Annotated in this window: 24 protein-coding genes and 1 riboswitch; of the genes, 11 read left to right on the top strand and 13 right to left on the bottom strand. The window is 35.1% G+C overall.

What is annotated here, in order from left to right:
• Positions 1-62 precede the first annotated feature (62 nt).
• The 3 genes from C1638_RS04820 (at position 63) to C1638_RS04830 (ending at position 2411) form a co-directional block, all read left to right on the top strand.
• Positions 63-725 (top strand): hypothetical protein, encoded by a 663-nt coding sequence (locus tag C1638_RS04820; protein WP_109618680.1) that lies wholly within the window; start codon positions 63-65, stop codon positions 723-725.
• Positions 726-900: 175 nt separating this feature from the next.
• Positions 901-1698: a hypothetical protein gene (locus tag C1638_RS04825; RefSeq protein WP_228428031.1), complete on the top strand. Its 798-nt coding sequence runs from the start codon at positions 901-903 to the stop codon at positions 1696-1698.
• Between the two features lie 33 nt (positions 1699-1731).
• Positions 1732-1912, top strand: a riboswitch (cobalamin riboswitch).
• A gap of 115 nt (positions 1913-2027) precedes the next feature.
• On the top strand, positions 2028-2411 hold the full coding sequence (locus C1638_RS04830) for an acyl-CoA thioesterase (RefSeq protein ID WP_076352366.1): 384 nt from the start codon (positions 2028-2030) through the stop codon (positions 2409-2411).
• A gap of 103 nt (positions 2412-2514) precedes the next feature.
• Here C1638_RS04830 and C1638_RS04835 read toward each other — a convergent pair whose 3' ends face one another.
• Both C1638_RS04835 and C1638_RS04840 read right to left on the bottom strand, forming a co-directional pair.
• Entirely contained in the window at positions 2515-3105 is a 591-nt protein-coding gene (locus C1638_RS04835) for an HD domain-containing protein (RefSeq protein WP_109618684.1), read from the bottom strand.
• A 7-nt stretch (positions 3106-3112) separates the two neighbouring features.
• Positions 3113-3805 carry an XAC2610-related protein gene (locus C1638_RS04840; protein WP_109618687.1) on the bottom strand — a complete coding sequence of 231 codons (693 nt, stop codon included), beginning with the start codon at positions 3803-3805 and terminating at the stop codon, positions 3113-3115.
• A gap of 597 nt (positions 3806-4402) precedes the next feature.
• Between C1638_RS04840 and C1638_RS04845 the strand changes: the two genes are divergently transcribed.
• From C1638_RS04845 to C1638_RS04865, 5 genes are all read left to right on the top strand, one after another.
• Complete coding sequence (locus C1638_RS04845; protein ID WP_109618689.1) at positions 4403-4732, top strand: PadR family transcriptional regulator; 330 nt, start codon at positions 4403-4405, stop codon at positions 4730-4732.
• An 11-nt stretch (positions 4733-4743) separates the two neighbouring features.
• Positions 4744-6468 (top strand): PspC domain-containing protein, encoded by a 1725-nt coding sequence (locus C1638_RS04850; RefSeq protein ID WP_109618691.1) that lies wholly within the window; start codon positions 4744-4746, stop codon positions 6466-6468.
• A gap of 315 nt (positions 6469-6783) precedes the next feature.
• Positions 6784-7380 carry a 1-acyl-sn-glycerol-3-phosphate acyltransferase gene (locus C1638_RS04855; RefSeq protein WP_109618693.1) on the top strand — a complete coding sequence of 199 codons (597 nt, stop codon included), beginning with the start codon at positions 6784-6786 and terminating at the stop codon, positions 7378-7380.
• Positions 7381-7412: 32 nt separating this feature from the next.
• Positions 7413-7841 (top strand): PaaI family thioesterase, encoded by a 429-nt coding sequence (locus tag C1638_RS04860; RefSeq protein WP_109618695.1) that lies wholly within the window; start codon positions 7413-7415, stop codon positions 7839-7841.
• Between the two features lie 257 nt (positions 7842-8098).
• Positions 8099-9067 carry a chorismate-binding protein gene (locus tag C1638_RS04865; protein ID WP_109618697.1) on the top strand — a complete coding sequence of 323 codons (969 nt, stop codon included), beginning with the start codon at positions 8099-8101 and terminating at the stop codon, positions 9065-9067.
• A 68-nt stretch (positions 9068-9135) separates the two neighbouring features.
• Here C1638_RS04865 and C1638_RS04870 read toward each other — a convergent pair whose 3' ends face one another.
• The 11 genes from C1638_RS04870 to C1638_RS04920 form a co-directional block, all read right to left on the bottom strand.
• Complete coding sequence (locus C1638_RS04870) at positions 9136-9336, bottom strand: hypothetical protein (RefSeq protein ID WP_076352749.1); 201 nt, start codon at positions 9334-9336, stop codon at positions 9136-9138.
• 4 nt (positions 9337-9340) lie between these two features.
• On the bottom strand, positions 9341-9943 hold the full coding sequence (locus C1638_RS04875) for a MarC family protein (RefSeq protein ID WP_109618699.1): 603 nt from the start codon (positions 9941-9943) through the stop codon (positions 9341-9343).
• Positions 9944-9987: 44 nt separating this feature from the next.
• A complete protein-coding gene (locus C1638_RS04880; protein WP_109618701.1) occupies positions 9988-11727 on the bottom strand; it encodes a BatD family protein in 1740 nt (579 codons plus the stop codon).
• Positions 11727-12470: a tetratricopeptide repeat protein gene (locus tag C1638_RS04885; protein WP_109618703.1), complete on the bottom strand. Its 744-nt coding sequence runs from the start codon at positions 12468-12470 to the stop codon at positions 11727-11729. Before C1638_RS04885 ends, C1638_RS04880 begins: the two co-directional genes overlap by 1 nt.
• 100 nt (positions 12471-12570) lie before the next feature.
• Positions 12571-13578, bottom strand: a complete 1008-nt coding sequence (locus tag C1638_RS04890; RefSeq protein WP_109618706.1) for a vWA domain-containing protein — start codon at positions 13576-13578, stop codon at positions 12571-12573.
• Positions 13578-14570: a VWA domain-containing protein gene (locus C1638_RS04895; RefSeq protein WP_109618708.1), complete on the bottom strand. Its 993-nt coding sequence runs from the start codon at positions 14568-14570 to the stop codon at positions 13578-13580. Before C1638_RS04895 ends, C1638_RS04890 begins: the two co-directional genes overlap by 1 nt.
• Positions 14563-15459, bottom strand: a complete 897-nt coding sequence (locus tag C1638_RS04900; protein WP_109618710.1) for a BatD family protein — start codon at positions 15457-15459, stop codon at positions 14563-14565. The genes C1638_RS04895 and C1638_RS04900 overlap by 8 nt, the downstream gene beginning before the upstream one ends.
• A gap of 53 nt (positions 15460-15512) precedes the next feature.
• The gene (locus tag C1638_RS04905; RefSeq protein WP_109618712.1) at positions 15513-16376 is read right to left on the bottom strand and encodes a DUF58 domain-containing protein; all 864 of its coding nucleotides are present in this window, start codon (positions 16374-16376) and stop codon (positions 15513-15515) included.
• Between the two features lie 29 nt (positions 16377-16405).
• Positions 16406-16864, bottom strand: coding sequence for a GNAT family N-acetyltransferase (locus C1638_RS04910; RefSeq protein WP_109618713.1), 459 nt, complete (start codon positions 16862-16864; stop codon positions 16406-16408).
• Positions 16864-17868, bottom strand: a complete 1005-nt coding sequence (locus tag C1638_RS04915; RefSeq protein WP_109618715.1) for an AAA family ATPase — start codon at positions 17866-17868, stop codon at positions 16864-16866. Before C1638_RS04915 ends, C1638_RS04910 begins: the two co-directional genes overlap by 1 nt.
• A gap of 240 nt (positions 17869-18108) precedes the next feature.
• A complete protein-coding gene (locus C1638_RS04920) occupies positions 18109-19410 on the bottom strand; it encodes a hypothetical protein (protein WP_109618717.1) in 1302 nt (433 codons plus the stop codon).
• Positions 19411-19715: 305 nt separating this feature from the next.
• On the opposite strand from C1638_RS04920, the gene C1638_RS04925 reads away from it, so the two are divergent.
• From C1638_RS04925 to rlmB, 3 genes are all read left to right on the top strand, one after another.
• Complete coding sequence (locus C1638_RS04925) at positions 19716-20987, top strand: peptide-N-glycosidase F-related protein (protein ID WP_165826498.1); 1272 nt, start codon at positions 19716-19718, stop codon at positions 20985-20987.
• Positions 20988-21318: 331 nt separating this feature from the next.
• Positions 21319-21789: a DinB family protein gene (locus C1638_RS04930; protein WP_076352382.1), complete on the top strand. Its 471-nt coding sequence runs from the start codon at positions 21319-21321 to the stop codon at positions 21787-21789.
• 103 nt (positions 21790-21892) lie between these two features.
• Entirely contained in the window at positions 21893-22630 is a 738-nt protein-coding gene (rlmB, locus tag C1638_RS04935) for a 23S rRNA (guanosine(2251)-2'-O)-methyltransferase RlmB (protein WP_076352383.1), read from the top strand.
• The last annotated feature ends 17 nt before the right edge of the window (positions 22631-22647 follow it).

Below are 22647 nucleotides of genomic sequence, written 5' to 3' on the forward strand. Positions count from 1 at the left end.
CTCTCTTTCTTTTTTGTGCTATGTCCCAAGAATTTTCCTATTTTTAACAAAAACAATAATTTATGAAACCATTAAAGGCACTTTCAGATCTTTTACCAATACCGAGTTATACAGTTATAATACTCTGTTTTTTCTTTCCTTTTTTCCTGATAAAATGTGGTGACACTACTCTAATGTCTATCAAGGGAACAGATTTGGTAACAGGAGTTTCCCAAAAAACCATGAACGAACGTATGAAAGAAAGCTTGAAAAAAAGTTCTCCTTTTGGTTCAGCATTCGGAAATAATGAAAATCAAAAATCATCTGACTCGGATAGTGAATATTCTCCGATGGGTAGTACCAACAATAAAAAAGATAACGAAAATATTGCCCCCAACCCATTTATTATTATTGCATTTTTGGTTGCCGTTGCAGGAATTATTGTACAGCTAATGAAAAGTATCAGAAAAAAATATGTGTATCATATTGTATTTTCCTTGATAGGGCTAGCCTCCTTTTTAATCTTTTACATTACATTCCAGTCAAAAATGGAAGGACTTGGAAATAACAAGGTCGGAATGGGACTGGGAAGTGGAGTTACCATCAGCTACGGCTTTGGAACTGCATTTTATGTATGTGGTATCTTATTTTTCCTTATGCTTTTATTTTATGGAACATATTCTTATTTCCTTAAAAATGATCCGGAGGCTATTTATGGTTCTTCCAAGCAAAATACAGAATCTTAAAATACGATATTTACAGATAAAAAAAGAGTGCCTGAATCAGGCACTCTTTTTTAGGTTTAAGATTTACTTTGAACCATTATTCAATATAAATATAAGATTTAAAAGAACTGCAACATTTTAATTATCATCTGAAATACATTTAATTTATATATTTGGGGATCTAAAATTTGTTATGATGATTTCAGTAAACAAAGCACTCTACTTATCCGCTTTCAGTATTTTTTCTTTAGCTTTCGTTAAGGGTCAGAATAAAGTTCCCTTTGGTGTTGTAAAAGCAGAGGAAGGATATGCCAATGTACGCGTACATAAGGATAACTACCGAAAAATTGTAGACAAGATCCGTATGCGTAAAGGTGATGTATTTGTTTATGTAAAGCCTGCTCCGGGAGAAACGGAATGGATCTGGATCAAATATCCTGAAAAACAGGATGATGATAAGCCTTTTGTACGCTATGAAACTCTTGACAAGGAAGGAATGGTCAATAAGGAACGTATCGCTTATATCGATCAGCTTCCGGCATATACCCCTTCAAAATCTAAAAACGGAAAATCATTAATTTTCACAGATAATTCTGATCCTAAAGTTCTTACTTCTCAAAGAAGCAAAGTGGTCATCGATATTTACCCTTCCAATGCCGGCTACCGTAAAAAGGAAAAAGATGCTGAAGGAAAGCTTCTTACTATTGATAAGGTAAAGCCTTGGGGAATAGGAAATGATCTTCCTGAAGGAATGACGGAAATTAAATCTATCAGAGTACAACAACCCGGAAGAGGGTCTGTTTTTGTAAGGGAAGCCATCAAAAATATGTTCCAGCCTACCATGGATTTCAACAACATAGGGGTTACTTCTCTGGACAACGACAATATTTTTCTTTATATGATCAATGGTTCGGGAGAAAACAGATATACCACTCTTTGGACGATCAAGAAAGGAAGAGTGATCAGCCAGATTATTTATCATAATCCGGAATAAATTCATTATTTTTGCACCGAAAAAGTTTAACGCTTATTCATCACAGAAACTGGTTCTGCCTAACCGCAGATTAAAAGGGAACCGTGTGAAAATCACGGACTGTCGCGCAACTGTAAGTAACTGAAATCTTTATCAAAAGATCCACTGTGCGAGGCATGGGAAGGAGATAAAAGATGTTACAAGTCAGGAGACCTGCCTTTTCTTAAACAAGAAACTTTCGCGATCTGAAGTTTTATTGATCTGATGGATTGTTTCAGGGATTTCCAAGATTCCTGTCATTATTCTGTTGTTTTAATATTATTTCATGTCGCCTTAATTAATAATGAAATATGACTACAGAAGAAAGAATTGAAGCAGCCGAAACCAGAATCTTTAAAGCGGTTTTCCCCAACACAACCAATCATTATGATACTCTTTTCGGAGGTACTGCCATGCAGCTGATGGATGAAGTAGCCTTTATTACTGCTACCCGATTTGCAAGAAAAAGAGTGGTAACGGTAAGCAGCGATAAGATCGATTTTAAAAAACCTATTCCTGCCGGAACTATTGTTGAACTGATTGGAAGAGTTTCACATGTCGGAAAAACAAGTATGAAAGTAAGTGTGGAGATCTTTACAGAACAAATGTACTCCTACGAAAGAGAAAAAGCAATTGTAGGTGATTTTACCTTTGTAGCAATTGATGAATTCAAAAAACCAATTCAAATACTATAATAATTTTCGGGCGGCCTTTGGCCGCCCGAAAATTATCCAAAACAGTAATAAAAAACCAATTTCTTTCTTTCATAGAAACAAGATCGGATATTGAGCTGTTTTATTATTTTACTACTTTTTCAGTTTCCAGATTTTTGTTTAACAAAAATTCAAATGCTTCACCCATCTCATCTGATGCTCTGGTAATGGCATTTTCAAGCATATTTCTGATCTGCTTTTCCGTAACGCCGGCTTCTGTCCAGCTTTTCCCTGAAGTATAAGAGTTCAGGATAAAAGGCATGATTCTATCGATAGCACAAGCAAAAACAGCATCAGGAGTTTTTTCCTCTTCAAATTCCAGCCATAAATTAAAGAACTCTGTACGCAAAGGCTCATCCAGAATTCCAAAGATCTTCTGGGCAGAGACTTTTTCTCTTTCAAATTTTCCAACCATTGCTTTCTCATCAAATAAGAAAGTATCCCCTGCCTCAATCTCTACAAGATCGTGAATAGAAAGCATTCTTATCACCCTCAATAAATCAATATCTGTACGGTTTTTTGCATATGGATAAAGGATTTGTGCCAGAATAATGATTTGCCATGAATGCTCTGCCGTATTCTCTCTTCGGGAGTCATCTGCATTGTAATTTCTTCTTTGTACGTTTTTCAGGGCATCCACTGCCAGGATAAAATCGATCTCTTTCTGTATCTTCATCTTACTTTTATTTATTATATCCTTCTGCTGGATATACCTTAGTTTTAGTTACCCATTTATTATTTATTTTTTCTTGTGTGATCACCTTTACATACTTTTCGTCACTCTTATCCTCTTCTTTTTCAAGCACCTTATCCAGTCCTTTATTCGGAATCACGCTATATTCTGTAGTGAAAAAATTGCAACACCCAGACTTTCCATAGCAAATCAAACGTTTACGTACAGGATCTGTTTCAAAAAGATCAAAATAGCTTGATGCAATGTCTGTAAGCTCTTTACTTTTCACAAAGGCCATCCGTGTACTGTTAAACACATATACATCATAAGAAGCACTGCTATAATTACCAAGGTTTCCATTTCTTATTGCTATGTCCTCCGTTCCGTCAAAATTGAAGTCATCAAAAACCACAGGACTTTGCTCCTTTTTTAGCTGAATCATTTTTCCCGGCAGCGGTTTTTGATCATTTTCAAAACTTAACACCAGATTATCAGACGTAAAAGTTTGCACCTTGGCATTTTTGTTATCAAACAATTCTACAGTTCCCTTACCCATACATCCGTCATTATAACAGTTTTCAATATGGATTACTGCTTCATAGCTTTTAGACGCATCTTTAACCTCAAATTGATATTGCCCAAAACACAAAGGTCCTAATAAAATAAAGGCTGATAAACTTTTGTAGTAATTTAAAATATTCATGATTATAGTAAATGTGAATTCAACTGTTTCTTTAAAAGTCTCTATAACAAAAATACAAATCCTATGAGCTATCTCAAAATTCGTCTGGTAATATATCTCAGAATCTCAAAAGATAAATCAAGTTTTTAGAAGCTATTCCCGCTATCCGCTCATACTCCTCGCACCACTCCAAAATCCAAGCATACTGTGGGGTAACCGCTCCTATCGGGGCTATGAAGTCTAATAATAATTAATACTACCATTCTATATCAATTGATTTGATTTCAAATACAAAATATTAGCTGCAATAAAATCCTTGATATTTTTATCATTTTTAAAGTACAACCAATAGTATTTCATTACATTTCTCAATCTTAAGCAGTCAATTTTAAAGTCAAAACCAATTATTTTGCCTCTACAATGAATTCACTAAAATTCAAATTAAAAATTATATAGTTGATTATCAGTTTATTACATATATTATTTTAAAAATTTCACTACTTTGTATTGCATAATACCATTTTATTTACATATCTTTGTAATGTAAAATTAGAATAGGCCCAACTAGCTAGGGGTATTTTTCTAAAATATATAACTAATTAACAAAACTTATCAAAGATGAATACTGAAAATACCAAAGCGCAAATGCGAAAAGGGATTCTGGAATTCTGTATTCTAAGTCTCATCAATAATCGCGAAATGTATGTTTCCGATCTTATAGATGAACTGAAAAAAGGAAAACTGGATGTAGTGGAAGGGACCCTCTACCCTCTTCTTACAAGACTTAAAAATGGAGAGTTTCTCTCCTACAGATGGGAAGAATCTACAGGGGGACCACCCAGAAAATATTATCAAATCACGGAAAAAGGAAAACTTTTCCTGGATGAACTTCTCAATACGTGGAATGATCTGACCGCCTCAGTAAACCAAATCACCCAACAAAATTAAAAAACAAAGCTATGAACAAGACACTCTCAATAGGACTCGCAGGTTTTTCTTTTACCATAGAAGAACACGCATATATAAAGCTCAGCGATTACCTGAACGCACTAAGAAGCTCACTGGATGCTTCTGAAGCGGATGAGGTAATGCATGACATAGAAATAAGAATGGTGGAGATTTTCAGAGATTCTCTGGGAAAACGTGAAGTGATCAACGATACAGATGTAGAAAAAGTAATCGCACAGATCGGAACCCCTGAGAAGATTGAAGAACAGGAAGAGGCTTATTTTTCTGAAAAAAATACAACTAAAAATACGAACAACACAGGAAATAGTTACACAGACAAAAAACAATTGTTCCGTGATCCTGAAAAACAAAAAATTGCAGGAGTTTGCGCAGGTTTAGCTCAATATGTAGGAATGGACATTACTGCTATGAGAGCCATCTGGCTAGGGATTTTCGTCTTAGGAATCTTCACAGCAGCAATTTCTTCTTCATTGATCGGACTTCTCTATGTAATTCTTTGGATCGTACTTCCAAAAGCTGAAACAGCAGCAGATTTCCTGAAAATGCAGGGAAAGCCTATGAACTTCGACAATCTTAAGAATGAGTCTAATAAATTGGTGCAATTTGCCAATGAATCTACTCAGAGAGTTGGAGAAATTTATACGGAAAACAAACCTTACATCAACAATGCCGGAAGCGGTATCTGGAATGTATTCAAGTACATCGTAGGAGGATTCTTCGTATTGATGGCCGTAGGAAGCATTATCGGAGTATTTGTATTGTTTGGACTTTTCGGAATGGATACTGATTTTCCAGGAGCCAATCAGATAAGATTTTATATGGATGATAATGGTCTGGATAAAGTATTGGCTGCCATTATGGTGATTGGAAGTTTAATTCCGGCAATTCTTTTCAGCTTATTAAGCATCAAGATCTTCTCTCCGAAAACTAAACTTAGAAATATAGGATGGGTAATAGGAGGTTTATTTCTTCTTCTAATCGGACTGGGAACTTACTTTGGACTTAGTATGGCAAAGAAAAACCTGATCTATAAAGGAAGCAAGGAAGACACAGAAAATGTAGCCATCAATACTACATCTGATACCATCTACGTAGACATAAAGCAGGTAAGCATTCCTCAAAACTACAAGGCTTATGATGATGATATCTATTCTGACAAAAACTCAGTATATGAGGAAGATTATATTTCTGTAGAAGTAACCAGAAAACCTGATGTAAAAACCCCTTATCTGATCATCAAGAAAGAAGGAAACGGGTACAACTATCCTCTTCAGTTGACAGTTCCTGTAGAAGTTGTAAACAATAAGGTTATACTTCCTAACTACATCAAATATCCTTACGACCACAGATTCAGAGACTACAGAGTAAATTATGAACTTGTAGTTCCTCAAACAGCCGTTGTTATTCCATTGAAAAAAGACAGAATTGATTTCAACGGAGATCTGGATGGAGATGGTATTAATGATGACGATGAGAACAACGATGAAAACCACCACGGTGTAAGAATCGAAAAAAATAAAATCACAGTAAATGGTTCTAGCATAGAATACAATTCTGATGATAAGGACAGTATCATTATCAATGGTAAAAAAGTTCCTAATAACCAAGCTAAGAAAGTAATTGATTCTGTAGCATCCGATATTAAGAAAATAAATAAGGATGTGGACATCAAAATCAAAGACGGAAAAAACGAAATTTCCATACAAACTAAATAATTAACTTTAGAGAGTGGTAGAAGATGTGAATGGATGGCAACCGTTTGAAATTCACATCCTTCTTCTCTCAAAAAAGTGAAAAAACAGAGTATTTAGTTCTCTATGTTAAAAAAAAAGTTTAATTTCGTATTGTTAAAATTTAATAACCAAACAACCAAAAACACACTCTTATCATGATACAATTTGCAATGGAATTCGTAATGAAAATCGTAGATTTAATCAACGGTTTGTTTTAAGAGCAATAATATTTCAATATATTTGTAAAAGTATAACCAATAATTGGTTATACTTTTTTTGTTTTTAATTCAAAAATCTATGAAAAAGCTGATAGGCAAACTGATGTTAAAATTATTAGGCTGGAAAGTTGTTCTACAGGGCGATGTGAACAACCTGAACAGATGCATCCTTGTGGTAGCACCGCATACCCACAATATGGAATATATTTTAGGAAACCTTGCCTATTGGTCCTTAGAAAAGCCATTAAAGATAATCATTAAAGATGCTCATACTAAAGCATGGTATGGAAGTGTTGTAAGAGGATTGGGAGGAATAGGTATAGACAGAAGCCAGAAAAATGATCTGGTTAACTTTGTCGCCAATCAATTTGCAAAGGAAGACTTCAGCCTTGTTATCACCCCTGAAGGCACGAGAAGCTGGGTTCCAAAATGGAGAAAAGGTTTTTATCACATGGCTCTGGCAGCAAAAGTACCTATTGTACTCGCAGCAGGAGACTTCAAAAGAAACACTGTTTATTTAGGTTACACCATCCCTTACGAAAGACTTGCATCCGTTCCCTTTTCAGAAATCATGCAGGAAATTGAGGAATATTATATAAAAAATGATATCGGTCCTAAAATTCCGGCTAACTGGAACCCTAATATTATGGGGAATGGAGAGGAAACTAAAAGTTAGAAGTTACATATTAATCATCTATTCAGCATACAATGAAAGGCCAAACAAAAGAAGAAATCTTAGCATTTATCAATAACTGGGGAGACGTAACCCTGGCAAAAACCCTTGAAATAAAATTCATCGATATTGATATCGAAAACGAAACCCTTACCGCTACCATGCCGGTACTTCCAAGAACGCATCAGCCTTTTGGAATTATGCATGGAGGAGCAAGCTGTGTTTTGGCTGAAACTTTGGGTTCAAGCCTATCTAATATCTTCATCGACGGTGAAAAATATTATGGGGTAGGAACAAATATTAACTCCAACCATTTAAAAAGTAAAAAAGACGGAGTGGTAACTGCTACTGCACGTTTTATCAGAAAGGGGAAAACCATGCATGTCTCCGAAATTGAGATCAGAGATGAGAAAGGAACCCTTATCAATCATACAACGATGACCAATAACATCATTCTTAGATAATCAAGAAAATAAGATAAAATATAAGGCTCAATTCTTTTTTGAGTCTTTTTTTATACTTACTATGACTCTTATTTTTTACAAGATTAAATAATAAGCTCTTTGAAAATATTACAGGAAATGAACAATGTTTCATTAAAAAACAGCACTTTTAATTTTGAGATCTTTAAGACTAATAATACCTTTGCAGAAAGGAAAATCAGCCTCGGAATTTCCTATATCATTTCCGGCCGGTGATTTTCAAAATCCATTCATAGCTAATGATTTATTTCAAACTTCCTTTCGATGAAAGACTGCATTCTGTAGATAAAGAAGCCCATCAAAATGCTGTTAATTTTTATTCCTACAATGGCCTTATCCAAGTTGACTTTAATGGAAACATTATCAAAGTTGATCAGGAGGAATTTAATAATACTCCGATCACCAGTGAATCATTAATCAATGACACTACAAACTTCACTGCTGAAACCAAAGAGAAATATTGCAATACCTTAGAACAGGTTATTGATGTTATCAAGGAAAACGATCTTCCAAAAATTGTTTATTCACGCAGGAAGATCTTCACAGATTTTAATACCATCGATTATAAAGAGAGTTTTAATAACTTATGTCAATCCTACCCAAATGCATTCAGATATCTTTTTAATGATGGTGAAAATGCCTGGATGGGAGCTTTTTCTGAGGTATTGGGAAAATTTAATAAAGCAACCCACGAGTTTGAAACCATGGCTTTAGCAGGAACACTTCCTGTTTTGGAAGAATGGTCTGAAAAAGAAATTGAAGAACAGAAACCGGTTACCACTTATATTCAGAATATCCTGAAAAACTATTCAGAGCAAATTCAACAATCCCAGACTTATGACCATATTTCCGGGAATATCAAACATCTTCGTACAGATTTTAAAACGACCATAAAGCCAGAAGATCTTGACAGAATTATTAAAGATCTCCATCCTACTCCTGCAGTTTGTGGTATTCCAAAAGATTTTTGCAATGAAAACATCAGGAAATATGAAAAATTTCCTCGTGAATTCTATGCGGGTTATATTAAAGTTGAAACAGAAGAAAGCATTCTATATTTTGTAAACCTACGGTGTGCAAGACTTTATAAAGATTCCGTACATGTTTTTGTAGGGGGTGGAATTACTGCACAAAGCAATCCGGAAAAGGAATGGACAGAAACAGAACTGAAGTCAGAAGCGATATTGAAAAATTTAGTTATTTCTTAATTCAAAAAAACAAAAAACCTCTTTCAAATTGAAAGAGGTTTTATATTATCTATTATGTAAATATTTGATTATTTTTTCAAACCGATTCTACTCCATGTATCCATTACAAAAAGTAGGATAAGGCCTATAGCAGCGGCTCCTGCTGAAAATACAAATCTCAGATTATCTTCATCTGCTAAGATATCCGGTAACTGCCAGTTTATAGCATAAAGATTAATGGCCATGAATGCAATAAACACTACTAAAAATACTTTATAAAACTTCTTCATAATTTTAAAAATTAACATAATTCAGCACTAGTTGTGCGAAATTTGCGGTAAATAATTTAATGGAAATTGCTAAAAGGATAATACCGAAAACTTTTTGAAGGATCATTAATGTAGCATCCCCTATTTTCCTCTCTAGCCATTTCGCTGATTTCAGCACCAAATATACGAAAATTGTATTAAGAATAATTCCGCAGATAATATTAATATCATGAAATTCAGCTCTCAGTGATAAGGCAGTTGTTAAGGTTCCTGCACCTGCTACCAGCGGAAATGCGATGGGAACGATGGATGCAGCCTTTGCTTCCGTTGTTTTATTGATCTCGATTCCTAAAATCATTTCCAGGGCTATGACAAAAATCACAAAAGCTCCGGCAATGGCAAAGGAATTTATATCTACTCCAATTAGTTTTAGAATTTTATTTCCTACAAATAGGAACACAATCATAATTGCTCCGGCAGTAATCGAAGCCTTTCCTGCTTCAATCTTTCCGAACTTCTGTTGAAGACCTACTATAATAGGAACTGAGCCGATAATATCAATAACGGCAAAAAGAACCATAAAGCTGGTAACGATCTCTTTAATAGAGAAACCATCAAAAATTTCCATCTCTTTGTAATTAAAAATTTCGCAAAAATATGAAAATAAATTAATTATTTGCTAATTTGTGAATATAAATTAACAATTATTTTCAAAAGTTCATCAATACCATCAGCAGATTTCACAGGAGAATATTTTTCCATCTGGATTTTCTGCTGTAGCTTTCCATATTCTTCTGCTATTAAAGAACCATTATTCTTCTCAAGAAAAGTCTTAAATGCCATAACAGAGCCTTGGGAATACTGGTTTCTTACTTCCTGATCCATTTCCTCCAGTGTTGCAAAGAACTTCTCATAATCGCCGTTGTCCTTAAGATTTTCAAGGTAACCAAAATAATCATTAATATCAGTTTTCAATGATTGTCTGATTTCTTTTTCTGTCTCAGCCACTGAACCTAAAGGTTTTTGAGATATGGTTTCCCTAACTAATGTACGTTTTTTTTGCCAAGTCTTAAATAACAGATAAACAACAAATAAGCCTAAAAGAATGGCAATATTGGTTAAAAGAATATTCCAATGGAACTTACTTTTTTCTTTTACTTTAAATGAAGTGGTCTTTAAAACCGGTGTATCTACTGTCTCTAGAAGATTATTTGTGTACTCATTTACTTTTTCTACAGCGGTGCGGGATTCTAAAATCTGATCATGAGAAAAAGCATTCACAGACAATGTTGCTTGCCCAAGATCTACATATTCTTTATTTTCAGGGTTAAAAAAGGCAAATTGTTCTGTCTTAATGGAAATTGCTCCTGACTTATTAGGAACAATCACATAACTAGCCGAAACCTCCCCCTTCATCCCAGTAGAACCAGGAGAAACTTTAGAGGTGATCTTAGGTGCAAAAACCTCATAGTCTGGAGAAGCCATTATTTTTGGAAGTTCCATATCCGGTAAATTACCCTCTCCTGAAACTTTTACAATAACATTTAATGGTTTCTTTGCTTCTGGTTTTTCCTTTGAAGTATTATAGACGCTTACATTAAAGTTTCCAACAGCATTTTTAAAGCATTCAGGAGCTCCCTCCGGAAGTTTTCTCACATTAAGCTTCACCTTATTGGAAACAATCTTATTTTTGTTAGAATAGGTACTTACTGACGCTGATACTCCAGGAACTTCAACATATCCGGCTTCATTGGGAAATACCATAAATACTGCCAGAACCTGAGATGCCATATTTCCGTTACCAGATGGATCTATTTCAGATTTATTAAAATTGACAGCATGTATGTTGATATTCTCCTGCTGCGGAAGACGGATATTCTTCACTTTACGGAGATTATCCATATTTCTGGAGTATACCTTAAGAACAGCAATGGTTGGTTGATCCTGATACACTTCCCTATCTTCAATCTCCATATTCAGATAAACATCATTGGAAGTGTTACTGGCCAATGCACGCTTATCTACAATATCTCGGATATTGACGTCAAAAGGTTCTGTTTTGTAAATTTTGTTATTAACGGTTACCAATACTGAACCAATTTTTATTTTTCCTTTTTTCTTGGGTTCAAGAGCTATTCTGGAAACTTTTTGGGTAATAAGTGTATTGGTTGCAGGGTCAATGACAGTATTGGTAACTGATCCGCTGCCTATAATATTGAATTTTGAAAGATCCGGAAGCTGGAAACCTGTCTGCTGAACAAGCTCACTTCCGTTCAGTTCCAAAACGATGGTAAGGTTTACAATATCTTTTCCGGCGTAATCAGATTTATCAGCATCAAGAGATAGATTTACCTGTCCGTAAGTAATTACGGATGCTAGAGTAAGCAATATGTAAATCAATTTGTGCTTCATCACCAATCTTTCTCGTTGCTTTCAGGCATCGAATAAGAATTCTTGTTTAAAATTCTTCTGGCGGTTTCTTTTTCTTTTTCGTTTATTTTGTCCAGGATTGCATTTTCAATATTTTTTGGTATTTTGCCCTCATTATTTTGATTCTGCTGAGGGTTATTACCTTGGTCACTTTTACCTTCGTTCTGTTGACCGTTTCCTTGATCTTGCTTTTGATCTTTATCTCCTTTCTGATCTTCTCCTTTGTTCTGATCGCTACCGCCACCTCCTTTTCCTGAGTTATTCTGCTGGTTCTTCTGTTGTTCTTTTTCCTTTTCCTTTAACTTGGCAATCTCATAGTTTTTTCTGGTTGCCTCACTGTATGGATTTTGCTTCAGAGCCTTCTTATAATAATCTGCAGCTTTTTCCGGCTGGTTCATCTGCATATAGGTATTTCCTAGATTATGAAGGGCTGCTGATTTATCGGGAATTGTTTGTGAAAGCTGCTGTGCCTTTTCAAACTCTGCCTTTGCATCCTCATATTTTTTACTTTTGTACAAAGCGTTCCCCATATTGTAGTGAGCCATAAAATCTTTGTCGTTGGATTTTACTGCTTCCATGTATTTTGAGGAGGCTCCATCATAGTCTTTACCATCAAATTTCTGATTGCCTTCATGAACCAATGTTCTATAGTTCTCCTGCCCAAACAAGGGGCTTGAGAATGAGAAAGCAACTATTAACGATAAAAATATGATTTTAGTATTCATCACTTGCAAAATTATTCCTTTATATGTTAAGAAACAGAGTTTTATTTGTTAAAATTCGGTTAAAGTAGCCGTTTTCAATCCTTATGAACAATAAAGAAAACTACACATTAAAATCATTCTTAGGGTTAAAAATATAAATTAAAAAGAAAAACAAGATAGATACCGCTAAGAAATATTGATAATAATGATTAGCATTCTGTGATTTCACTAGTGTTTCAGATCCTGAGGAATTCTTATTTACGGCATCAATGATCCTGTCCGGAGCTTCATTAATGTTATTTCCATCAATATAAGTTCCGCCTGTGGATTCTGCCATTTTCTTTAGAGCTTCTGTTTGTCTCTTTGAAATTACAGTACCACCGTTTACATCTGTTTTATACCCCATCAACTGGCCATACACATATTCCGGAACAGGAGCACCCTCTTCCGTACCAATACCTACAGAGGTAATGCTCACACCCTCTTTATTGGCAAGCCTTATCGCAGCATTATCATTTCCTTCATTATCTTCACCATCACTCAGCAGGATAATCTTTCGTGACCCTTTACTTACATTTTTAAATTTTTCAACAGCAGCCTGCATTCCTTTCAGGAAATCTGTCCCCTGAATTTGCATAGAATTGGTTTCAATACCACTGATATAGGTTTCTGCGGAATTATAATCTGTTGTCAAAGGCATAATTGAGGTTGCCTGCCCTGCAAAAATAACAATTCCGATCTTATCGTTTTTCATTTTCTGCATGGTTCCTATCATCAGGTTTTTTGCTTCAGTAAGACGACTTGGATTAATATCTTCTGCATTCATTGAATTGGATACATCCAGCATAAAAATCACATTATTCAGCTTTTGGCTGCTTTTCACCTCTTCTGAACCATTTAAAAGATCAATAATGGAGAATATCAGGAATAATGTTCCTAACAGATATAATGCAGGGAAAAACCTAATAAATCTTGAATCTTTTTCAAATAAGTTATCATGAAACTGGCTGGCTGCAAAAATTTCTCTCTTTTTCTTTCTCCATTTTAAAAAACGGATCAAAAAGGAAGCTAACAGCGGCAGAAGCAACAGTAATAATAAATACCAATAATTTCCTAACGACCAACTCATCAGCTTAAAATTTTATAAAATACCCACCTCAATAATGCATCCAGCATCAATACTCCTAAAGCAATCCATAGGAAAATTGCAAAATACTCATCATAGTTATACAATTTGGAAACCTTTATATCAGATTTTTCCAACTGATTGATTTCGTCGTATACCTCTTCAAGGCTACTGTTTGAAGTTGCTCTGAAATATTTCCCACCGGTTGTCTGTGCCACTTCTTTAAGGGTATTTTCATCGATGGTAACCTCTGCTTCTGTAAAAATAAGGTCTCCAAAAATATCCTGTGATGTTGGCATCAATGCATAACCATTAGTTCCTATCCCGATAGCATATACCTTTATATTATTGTTTTTTGCCAACTCAGCAGCAAGCTGTGGCGGAATAGCGTTTTGTATATTACTTACCCCATCCGTCATCAGGATAACCACTTTACTTTTGGCTTTACTTTTAATCAAATGATTTACAGCGACAGAAAGTCCCTCTCCAATGGCAGTTCCGGGCTCCAGTCCTGCAGAATTCAGGTTTTTAATTTCATCAATCACCACCTGATGATCTGAGGTTACCGGAACCTTTGTGAAAGCTTCTGCAGCATAAGCAACCACTCCTATTCTATCGTTCGGACGCTTCTGAACAAACTTCACCGCAATATCCTTTAACGCAGTAATACGATCGGGGTTAAGGTCTTTTGCCAGCATACTGAGAGATACATCTATTGACAGCATAATATCAACGCCCTTTGTATCGTCTCTGTCTTGGGAAACGGTAAAGGTTCTTGGTCTAGCCATTGCAATGATGAGTGCAGCAAGAATGATATACTTTGATAATTTTAATAAAAAAAGCACCCCTTGAATTCCATTGCTGGCATCCATATTTTTTACCGTAGGAACTTTTACTCCTTTCCTTTTCTGTTTACCTGCATCTTTTATAAAAAGGGGTATAAACAGTAGAAAAAGTAATAAAAACCACGGACTGTAAAACTCGAAATTAAACATCCTTTCTTAAGTTTTCAAATTCTAAATCTTTGGATGATCTTTTTACAAAATCTTTAATATCGGCAAAATCTTTTTCCATTGTTTGCTGATCCGGAAAAGTCTTGGCAAATTTCACCAAATCTCCTCTCAGGAAAACATCTTCAATTATTTTTTCGTTATCCTGGGAAATTGTGTTGTTCTTTTTCATGACATCAATAAGATCATCAGTAAGAAGAACATCCGCAGGCAAATGATACTGCGTGGCAATAAAATTCCTTGAAATATCGATCAATTCAACATAAAACGATCGGAAGTTTCCTCCTTCAATATATTTTTTCTTTTTAAGTGAATCCAGCTCTTTTAATGTTTGGTTCGTTACTACAACTGGAGAACTTTTTGATTTTCTTCCCCATTTTACGATCATAATGATGGCAACAATCAAAGCGATACCAGCTAATGCTGCAAGAATATAGAATTTGTATAGTTCCCAATAGTCTTTAGGAGCCAGCTTCACCTCTTTATTCTTCATGATATCATTAATCTGATCAGCTTTTTGAGCTGTATTAATGACTTCTATTTCGTAAGGAATTGTTTTAAGAACCTTATCTCCCACTTTAAATTCCAGTTCAGGGATGGTAAATTTCCCTTCATCAAAAACTGCAAATTCTATTTTCCTTTCATATGAATTGGCGTTTTGTCCAATGCTGTCCTTTGTTTCTTCAAAATGAAAAGGAAGCAATTCGTTTTTGGGTGCAGAGATCACCTGTTGATCATTAAGATTCTCAACTTTTATGGTAAGATGATTGACCTCACCAAGGGCAACGGTCTTCTTCTCTACATTGGAGGATAATATCTGTGAGAAAGCATTCGCACAGACTAGAAAAGATAGTATTAAAAGTATTTTTTTCAATGTTAAATAATAAAGGCTAGGCCTTACGTTTTATTTACGGTTAAAATCCGATGTTATTTTTTCTGAAAATAATTATATAATAATTTTGAGTAATCCGAACCTGTATTAATATTCATAAAACTAGCCGAACTGTTGGCAAAATCTTCTTCTAGTGCTCTTAGCTTCTGTTTTTGAGCCTCGGCGAAAGTATATCTCCATCTTGCACTGGAAGTATTTGCCCATATTTGTTTTCCTGTTTCTACATCATATAATAATGTATATCCTACATCAGGAATTTCATTGTCTTTTTCATCATAGATCCGCATGCCTAACAACTGATGTTTTTTGGATGCTACTCTCAGCATTTTGGAGTCATATTCATCCTCAAAATCTGAAAACAGGAATACTAATGATTTTCTTTTAAAGATTCCCATCATATATTCCATCGCTTTATCTATTTTGGACTCAGCCGGAACATAATCTGCAGTCAGAATATTACTGATAATTGAAAGAATATGCTTTCTTCCTTTTTGAGGTGGGATCACTTTATATACTTTATCTGCAAAAAGGATCAGTCCAACCTTATCATTATTGCCTGCTGCTGAAAATCCTAAACTGGCAGCAATTTCTGCTACATATTCTCTTTTCAGCTGAACTTTTGTTCCATAGTCCATAGAAGCAGAAATATCTACCAAAATCATCATGGTAAGTTCTCTTTCCTCTTCCATTACCTTAACGAATGGCTCACGGAAACGCGCTGTTTTATTCCAATCGATTCTTCTAATCTCATCACCAAACTGATAGGGACGGACTTCGGAAAAAGTCATTCCCTGCCCTTTAAAGGCACTGTGATATTGTCCCATTAAAGCAGCCTCCGTCTTTTTTCTGGTACGGATTTCTATCTGCTTTACTTTTTTTACAATATCTTTTATCTGCATATTATCGTTTTATGTTCAATGTATAAATTTTAAGCTTTGAACTCAATGGATACATTCAACCATTCATCATCAAACTTTGGACTGTATTTTTTATAGAAATTAATGGCCGGCTCATTCCAGTTCAATACCTGAAATACCATTCCACTGTATTCATTTGATTTTCCATGCTCCAATGTTGCATCAAATAAGAGTTTTCCAATCTGCTTTCCTCTCATTCTTTCGGTTACTACCAAATCTTCAAGATACAATCTTCTTCCTTTCCAGGTTGAATATCTGTCATAATACAATGATATCCCAACAACCTCACCATTGAACTCAGCAACGAAAGCGCCCCAAACAGGCGATTTCCCAAATCCATCTTCAATAAAATCATCCAGAGTTACGGTTACCTCGTGCAATGCTTTTTCATATTCCGCAAGCTCCTTGATTAATTCCAACATCGAAGCACAGTCTTCCTGAACTGCTTTTCTAATAATAATATCGTTCATTATGGTGCTTGAATTTTTCCTAATATTCTATTGATAATCTCTTCTGTTGAAATTTCTTCGGCTTCAGCTTCAAAAGTTAATCCCATTCTGTGTCTCAATACATCTTTTGCCAATGCTTTTACATCTTCAGGAATAACAAAGGCTCTTCCTTTTAAGAATGCATACGCTCTTGAAGCAATAGCAAGGTTAATGGATGCCCTTGGAGAAGCTCCAAAACTGATATAGTTTTTAAGCTCAGAAAGTCCGTAATTCTCTGGGTAACGGGTTGCAAAAACCATATCCAGAATATATTTTTCTATTTTTTCGTCCAGATAGATCTGGTTAATTATTTCCTTAGCCTCTACAATATCCTGAAGCGAAATCACAGGGTTCACAGTAGGCTGATGAGATGTAGAAACCATTCGCATTACCAGTCTTTCATCTTCGAAAGAGGGATAGTCTATGGTACACTTCAGCATGAAACGGTCACTCTGTGCTTCTGGTAATAGATAAGTTCCTTCCTGATCAATCGGGTTCTGTGTAGCCAGTACCAAAAATGGTTTTGGAAGCTTCATGGTTTCATCACCAATGGTCACCTGTTTTTCCTGCATCACTTCCAAAAGTGCAGATTGCACCTTTGCCGGAGCACGATTGATTTCATCCGCAAGTACAAAGTTTGCAAATACAGGACCTTTTTTTATAGAGAAATCGTTGTCTTTGATATTAAAGATCATGGTTCCCACCACATCTGCAGGAAGCAAATCCGGTGTAAACTGAATTCTTGAGAACTCACCATGAACAGCATCTGCCAATGTTTTAATGGCTAAGGTTTTTGCCAGCCCCGGAACTCCTTCAAGAAGTACATGACCATTCCCTAGAAGCCCTATCAAAAGGCGGTCTATCATGTATTCTTGTCCAATGATAACCTTATTGATTTCTTGTCTCAGAAGAGAAAATAAGTAGTTTTTTTCTTTTACTTTTTCCGTCAATTGACGAATGTCTTCTGCTTGATGTATATCTGACATAGCTTGATTTAAAATAGGTGGTAAATTTCTGATAAATACTTGCATTAATCAACACAATCAATGCCATTTTTGAGTTAAAGTTTGTTAAATATTCTGAAGACAATACCGAATTAAAAGCAATATTGCTTCAATTGTTTCACTTCACCATAACCTAAAATAAAAATGTTGCGATGATATTACCGCAACATTTTTATTATCGTAAATTACAGATCCGTTAAAAGAAAAGAATTTATTAATGCATTAAAGCTTTGTGATGGTAATAGTAAACACATCCTCCGGCTTATCTACTGAATCTTCGTAAGATCCTACATTTATATAATATTCCGTTCCTGCAGTGGTTGTAATAGTCTTAGTTTCGGAACTACCGCCGCCGCCATTATCTTGTGTACCTACACAAACTAAATTATTACATGTACCGCTATATATTCCTATTTTCGGATCAAAAGTAATTGTAGCAGGAGATGCCTTAATTGTAAATTGGCCTCCATCTCCCGTAAATTTGAACCATAGTCCATCATTCATTCCATCATTCGGACACGCAGTTATAAAACCTGCATTATTAGTAGAAGACATCCCGTCACTTTGTACGTAGGTATATGGAAAAACAGTTGCTTGTAAAGCTCCGGAACAAGCATCATTTGCCGGTATTGGAGGAATAGTTTTAAAAATATTATTCGCACAGCCAGTAGACTCACCATTGGCTGAAACAGCTGTCACTTTTAAATAATAATTGGTATCCCGATTCAAAACAATGGATGGTGAAAGATTAAAATTAGCAGCATTTACTGCCTGTTGATTAATAACCTCTGTACCTCCAGGTGTCGTTCCTAAGGAAATCTTATAGGAAGTAGCTCCTATAACGGGCTGCCAGCTAATATTAGGAGACAACGAAATATACTGGGCATTGTCTGTAGGGTAAAGTACAAAAGGACATCCGGGAGTAGCCTTAACCGTTAATCCTGAAATTGTTATTGATGATTTGTAATCAGCTCTTATTCCTCCAGGTGGAGATGCCGGATCAACAACCGCATTATCTCCTTTATAATAAAGGGTAGAATTTGGAATATATGGATAAACACGGAAAGCTTCATCGAAATTATTAATATCAATACTTGGCGCATTTTCTTTTGCTGCCACAACCAAGTTATCTGTATTATTATAGGCAAACGGCGCTGTAAAGACCACTTCTACTTTACCATTATTCTTTGTTACAGTACCTGCAAAGACCTGAGTAAGCTGTGATGAAGTAATCCAGTCTGTACCGGAAGCAAATGCTGTTTTATTGGTATGCCCCAGGTAAACCGTCCAATTAGACGAATCAGAAATAGTAGCAGATGGGTCCACATAAAATGTAAGCCCGGTAATATTTCCTGCTGCATTAGCATTTATCTCATTCTTAAGGTATATCTGTTGAACATAGGAATAGGAAAAAAAGCTGCTTACAGGCGCAGTTCCCACATTTGTACTTCCAATATTGAGATTGATTTGAGCCTTAACACCCAACACTGCAAGTAACAAAGACAAAAGTAAAATTCTTTTCATTATTAATAATATTAACATCGAATATGATGCTAATTTAATAATAAAATATTAATTTTTATAATAAAAAAAATTATTCAATCCTATATACTCATAAAGCGAATACAATAACCACAAATTTAATACCTTACAAAAAAAATATTTACACATTCAACAACAAAACCCATTTAACATAAAAATATGATTGTTAAAACAATATTTTTAATACATATTTTAATATATTTACAGGAAATACCCACCATATGTATAAAAGGCTATTTTTTTCAAGTATCTTCCTTGCAGGTCTTTTTAAGTCACAAACAACCACGATGACTAATCTAATCTCGCAGGCAGTATATTATGACGGTTATGCAGCACCTGTCTCAACTCCTGTACCATCCGGTCTCATCAGACTGGGAAATACCCGGTACGCAAAAAAAATTACAGATGCAGAACTGGATTCTTTTAAAGCAAAGATTGCCATGAGGGTAAGCATAGGAGCTTTATGTGATAATTATGACCGTCTCGGAGAGGTATTTTTGGCTATGGTTCCAAAAAACCAACCTACATACACTATGGATGATGCGAATGTTAAAAGAATTGAAGTAGGCAGATACATTACTCCATTCATGAACAAGAATCGTACTCCGAACGAAGTTCCTTATACCTACGACATCAGTAATCTTTATAATGTATTCCACGATACCACACTCCGAAACACCTATGATATGTATATGGAACTGGATGTTTTTGGAGTTCCTTATGCTGCCCAAACACAAGTTCAAGGTTGTACAGGAAGAATTGATGTTTTTTCCGGAACCCTGACTTTTTTCTCAACAGATGTAGGAGCAACGCCTACTGATTATAATACACTCGTTCCTCTGTTAAGCTATAGCAGAGTTAATAATTATAACAGTACAGACGTTACAGGTGAAACAGTGAGAATTGTAAATTTCAATTTACCAAACCCTGTTACCAATGCCCATTTTTCTGTAATATCCACTCCTCATGGTGCCGATGAAGGCGGTGAGGAATACGTAAGAAGACAAAATTACACCTATGTAGATGATGTACAGGTATTAACCTATACACCAGGAGGAACTTCCTGTGAACCATTCAGGGTATACAACACCCAAGGCAATGGAATTTATGGAGGAGCACCTTCTTCATTTGCAGAATGGACTGCATGGAATAACTGGTGTCCAGGGAATTCAGTTCCCATCAGAGGGTTTACACTTCCCAACATGACTGCAGGAAATCATACCCTAAAGCATACAATCCCTACAGCGGTCTTTAACCAGCAAAAAGGTGATGTCTATTTATCAGTTTATATGCAGGGAAAAAGTGATGCTACCTTAAATGTAAAGGACGTCAAAACCATTGATGTTAATATTTACCCCAATCCTACGGCAGATTTCGTGAATGTAAAATCTAAGGAAGATGTGGCTTCAATGAGTCTTTTCAGTATTGACGGTAGAAAACTCACTGAAATTTATAAAGAAAACAGAATTAATCTTTCCTCTTATACGGCAGGAGTTTATTTTTTAAATATTGTATTGAAAGACGGAACCACTTTTAAGCATAAAATCATAAAAAAATAATAGATTTTACTATTTATCAGAATAATAATTCATCTTCAAAATCTTTATGTTTTATAAAGATTTTCATAAAAGATAGTTAATAAAACAATAAAAAATCCTCCTTTGAAAAAAATCAAAGGAGGATTTTAGCTTCATAAAAACTTATAAATATCTAAAAAGTAGAAGTTAAATTTTCTAAAACCCGCTAGTATATTATCAAATATATTCCCTAAAAGAAAATAATAAATAATATGTTTTTTCAGCATTGCAGAACTTTTACTTTAATCCCCTGTCTAAAAAATTGTCATTTCCAGTTTATTAAACTATTTTTGGAGATTAAAATTTCTGCAAAATGAATTATCATTTTCAAGCACACAGACAGGTGAGAAAGAACCTTTTAGATATCCTGCAGAACACTTCTCATGAAGATCTTCTGCTGATTCCGGACGGTTTCAACAACAATATCTACTGGAATATTGCCCATACAGTTGCTACACAGCAACTTTTGCATTATTACCTTAGTGGAAATCCTTTCCGTATAGATAAGTATTGGATTGAAACTTATAAAAAAGGGACTTTACCTAACCTAAATGTTCAGAAATCTGAAGTAGAAGATCTGGAGTTTTTACTCACTGAAACTTCAAAGATTTTAATGAAAGATTATGATAGTGATTTCTTTTCAGACTACACTCCCTACACCACAAGTTTCGGAATGGATCTGAAGAGCATTCAGGATGCTATTATCTTCAACAACATGCATGAAAGCTTGCATTATGGCTATGCAATGGCGCAGAAAAGAGCAATTTTAGGAGAAAAATATTAATACAAAGCAGGGTAAAATAAAACAGGAAATTTGAAGTGACAATACTTTACAAACCCCTGTAATTTCTAATCCCAAAGCTTAAACATAAACATTAAACAACTCAATGAAAGACGATTTTATTTTCGGGTTACGTCCCGTGATTGAAGCAATTGAAGCAGGAAAAACGATTGACAAGATCTTTGTGCAGAATGCACTTCAGGGTCCTATTTATGCTGAACTGAAGGCGATTTTAGCAAAAAATAAAATTCGTCCTAATTATGTTCCGATTGAAAAACTTAATCGTTTTACAAGAAAAAATCACCAGGGGGTGGTTGCTTTTATTTCGGATGTTCCGTTTCACAAAGTAGAGGATATTGTTCCTCAATTGTTTGAAGAAGGGAAGACTCCTTTCTTATTGATTTTGGACAGACTGACAGATGTAAGAAACTTTGGAGCTATCTGTAGAACTGCAGAATGTGTAGGAGTAGATGCCATCATTATTCCTGAAAAAGGAGCAGCACCTATCAATTCTGATGCAATCAAAACTTCTGCAGGAGGTATTTACAATATCAAAATCTGTAAGGAAAATAATCTTGCACATGTGGTAGATTTCTTACAACAAAGCGGAATTACTGTATTTGCCGCTTCTGAAAAAGCTCAAAAGCTAATCTATGACGTTAACTTCACTGAACCATGCGCTATTGTTATGGGAAATGAAGAAACCGGAATATCTAAAGAAGTATTGCATCATGCAGATGAAAAAATCAAACTTCCTATCGAAGGGAAAACTCAATCTCTAAACGTTTCTGTGGCATGTGGTGCCATCTTATATGAAGCTGTAAGACAGAAAATGTTGAAATAATTAATTCGATAACACAA

It is taken from the genome of Chryseobacterium oncorhynchi (assembly GCF_002899895.1).
In the GTDB taxonomy this organism is placed as follows: domain Bacteria; phylum Bacteroidota; class Bacteroidia; order Flavobacteriales; family Weeksellaceae; genus Chryseobacterium; species Chryseobacterium oncorhynchi.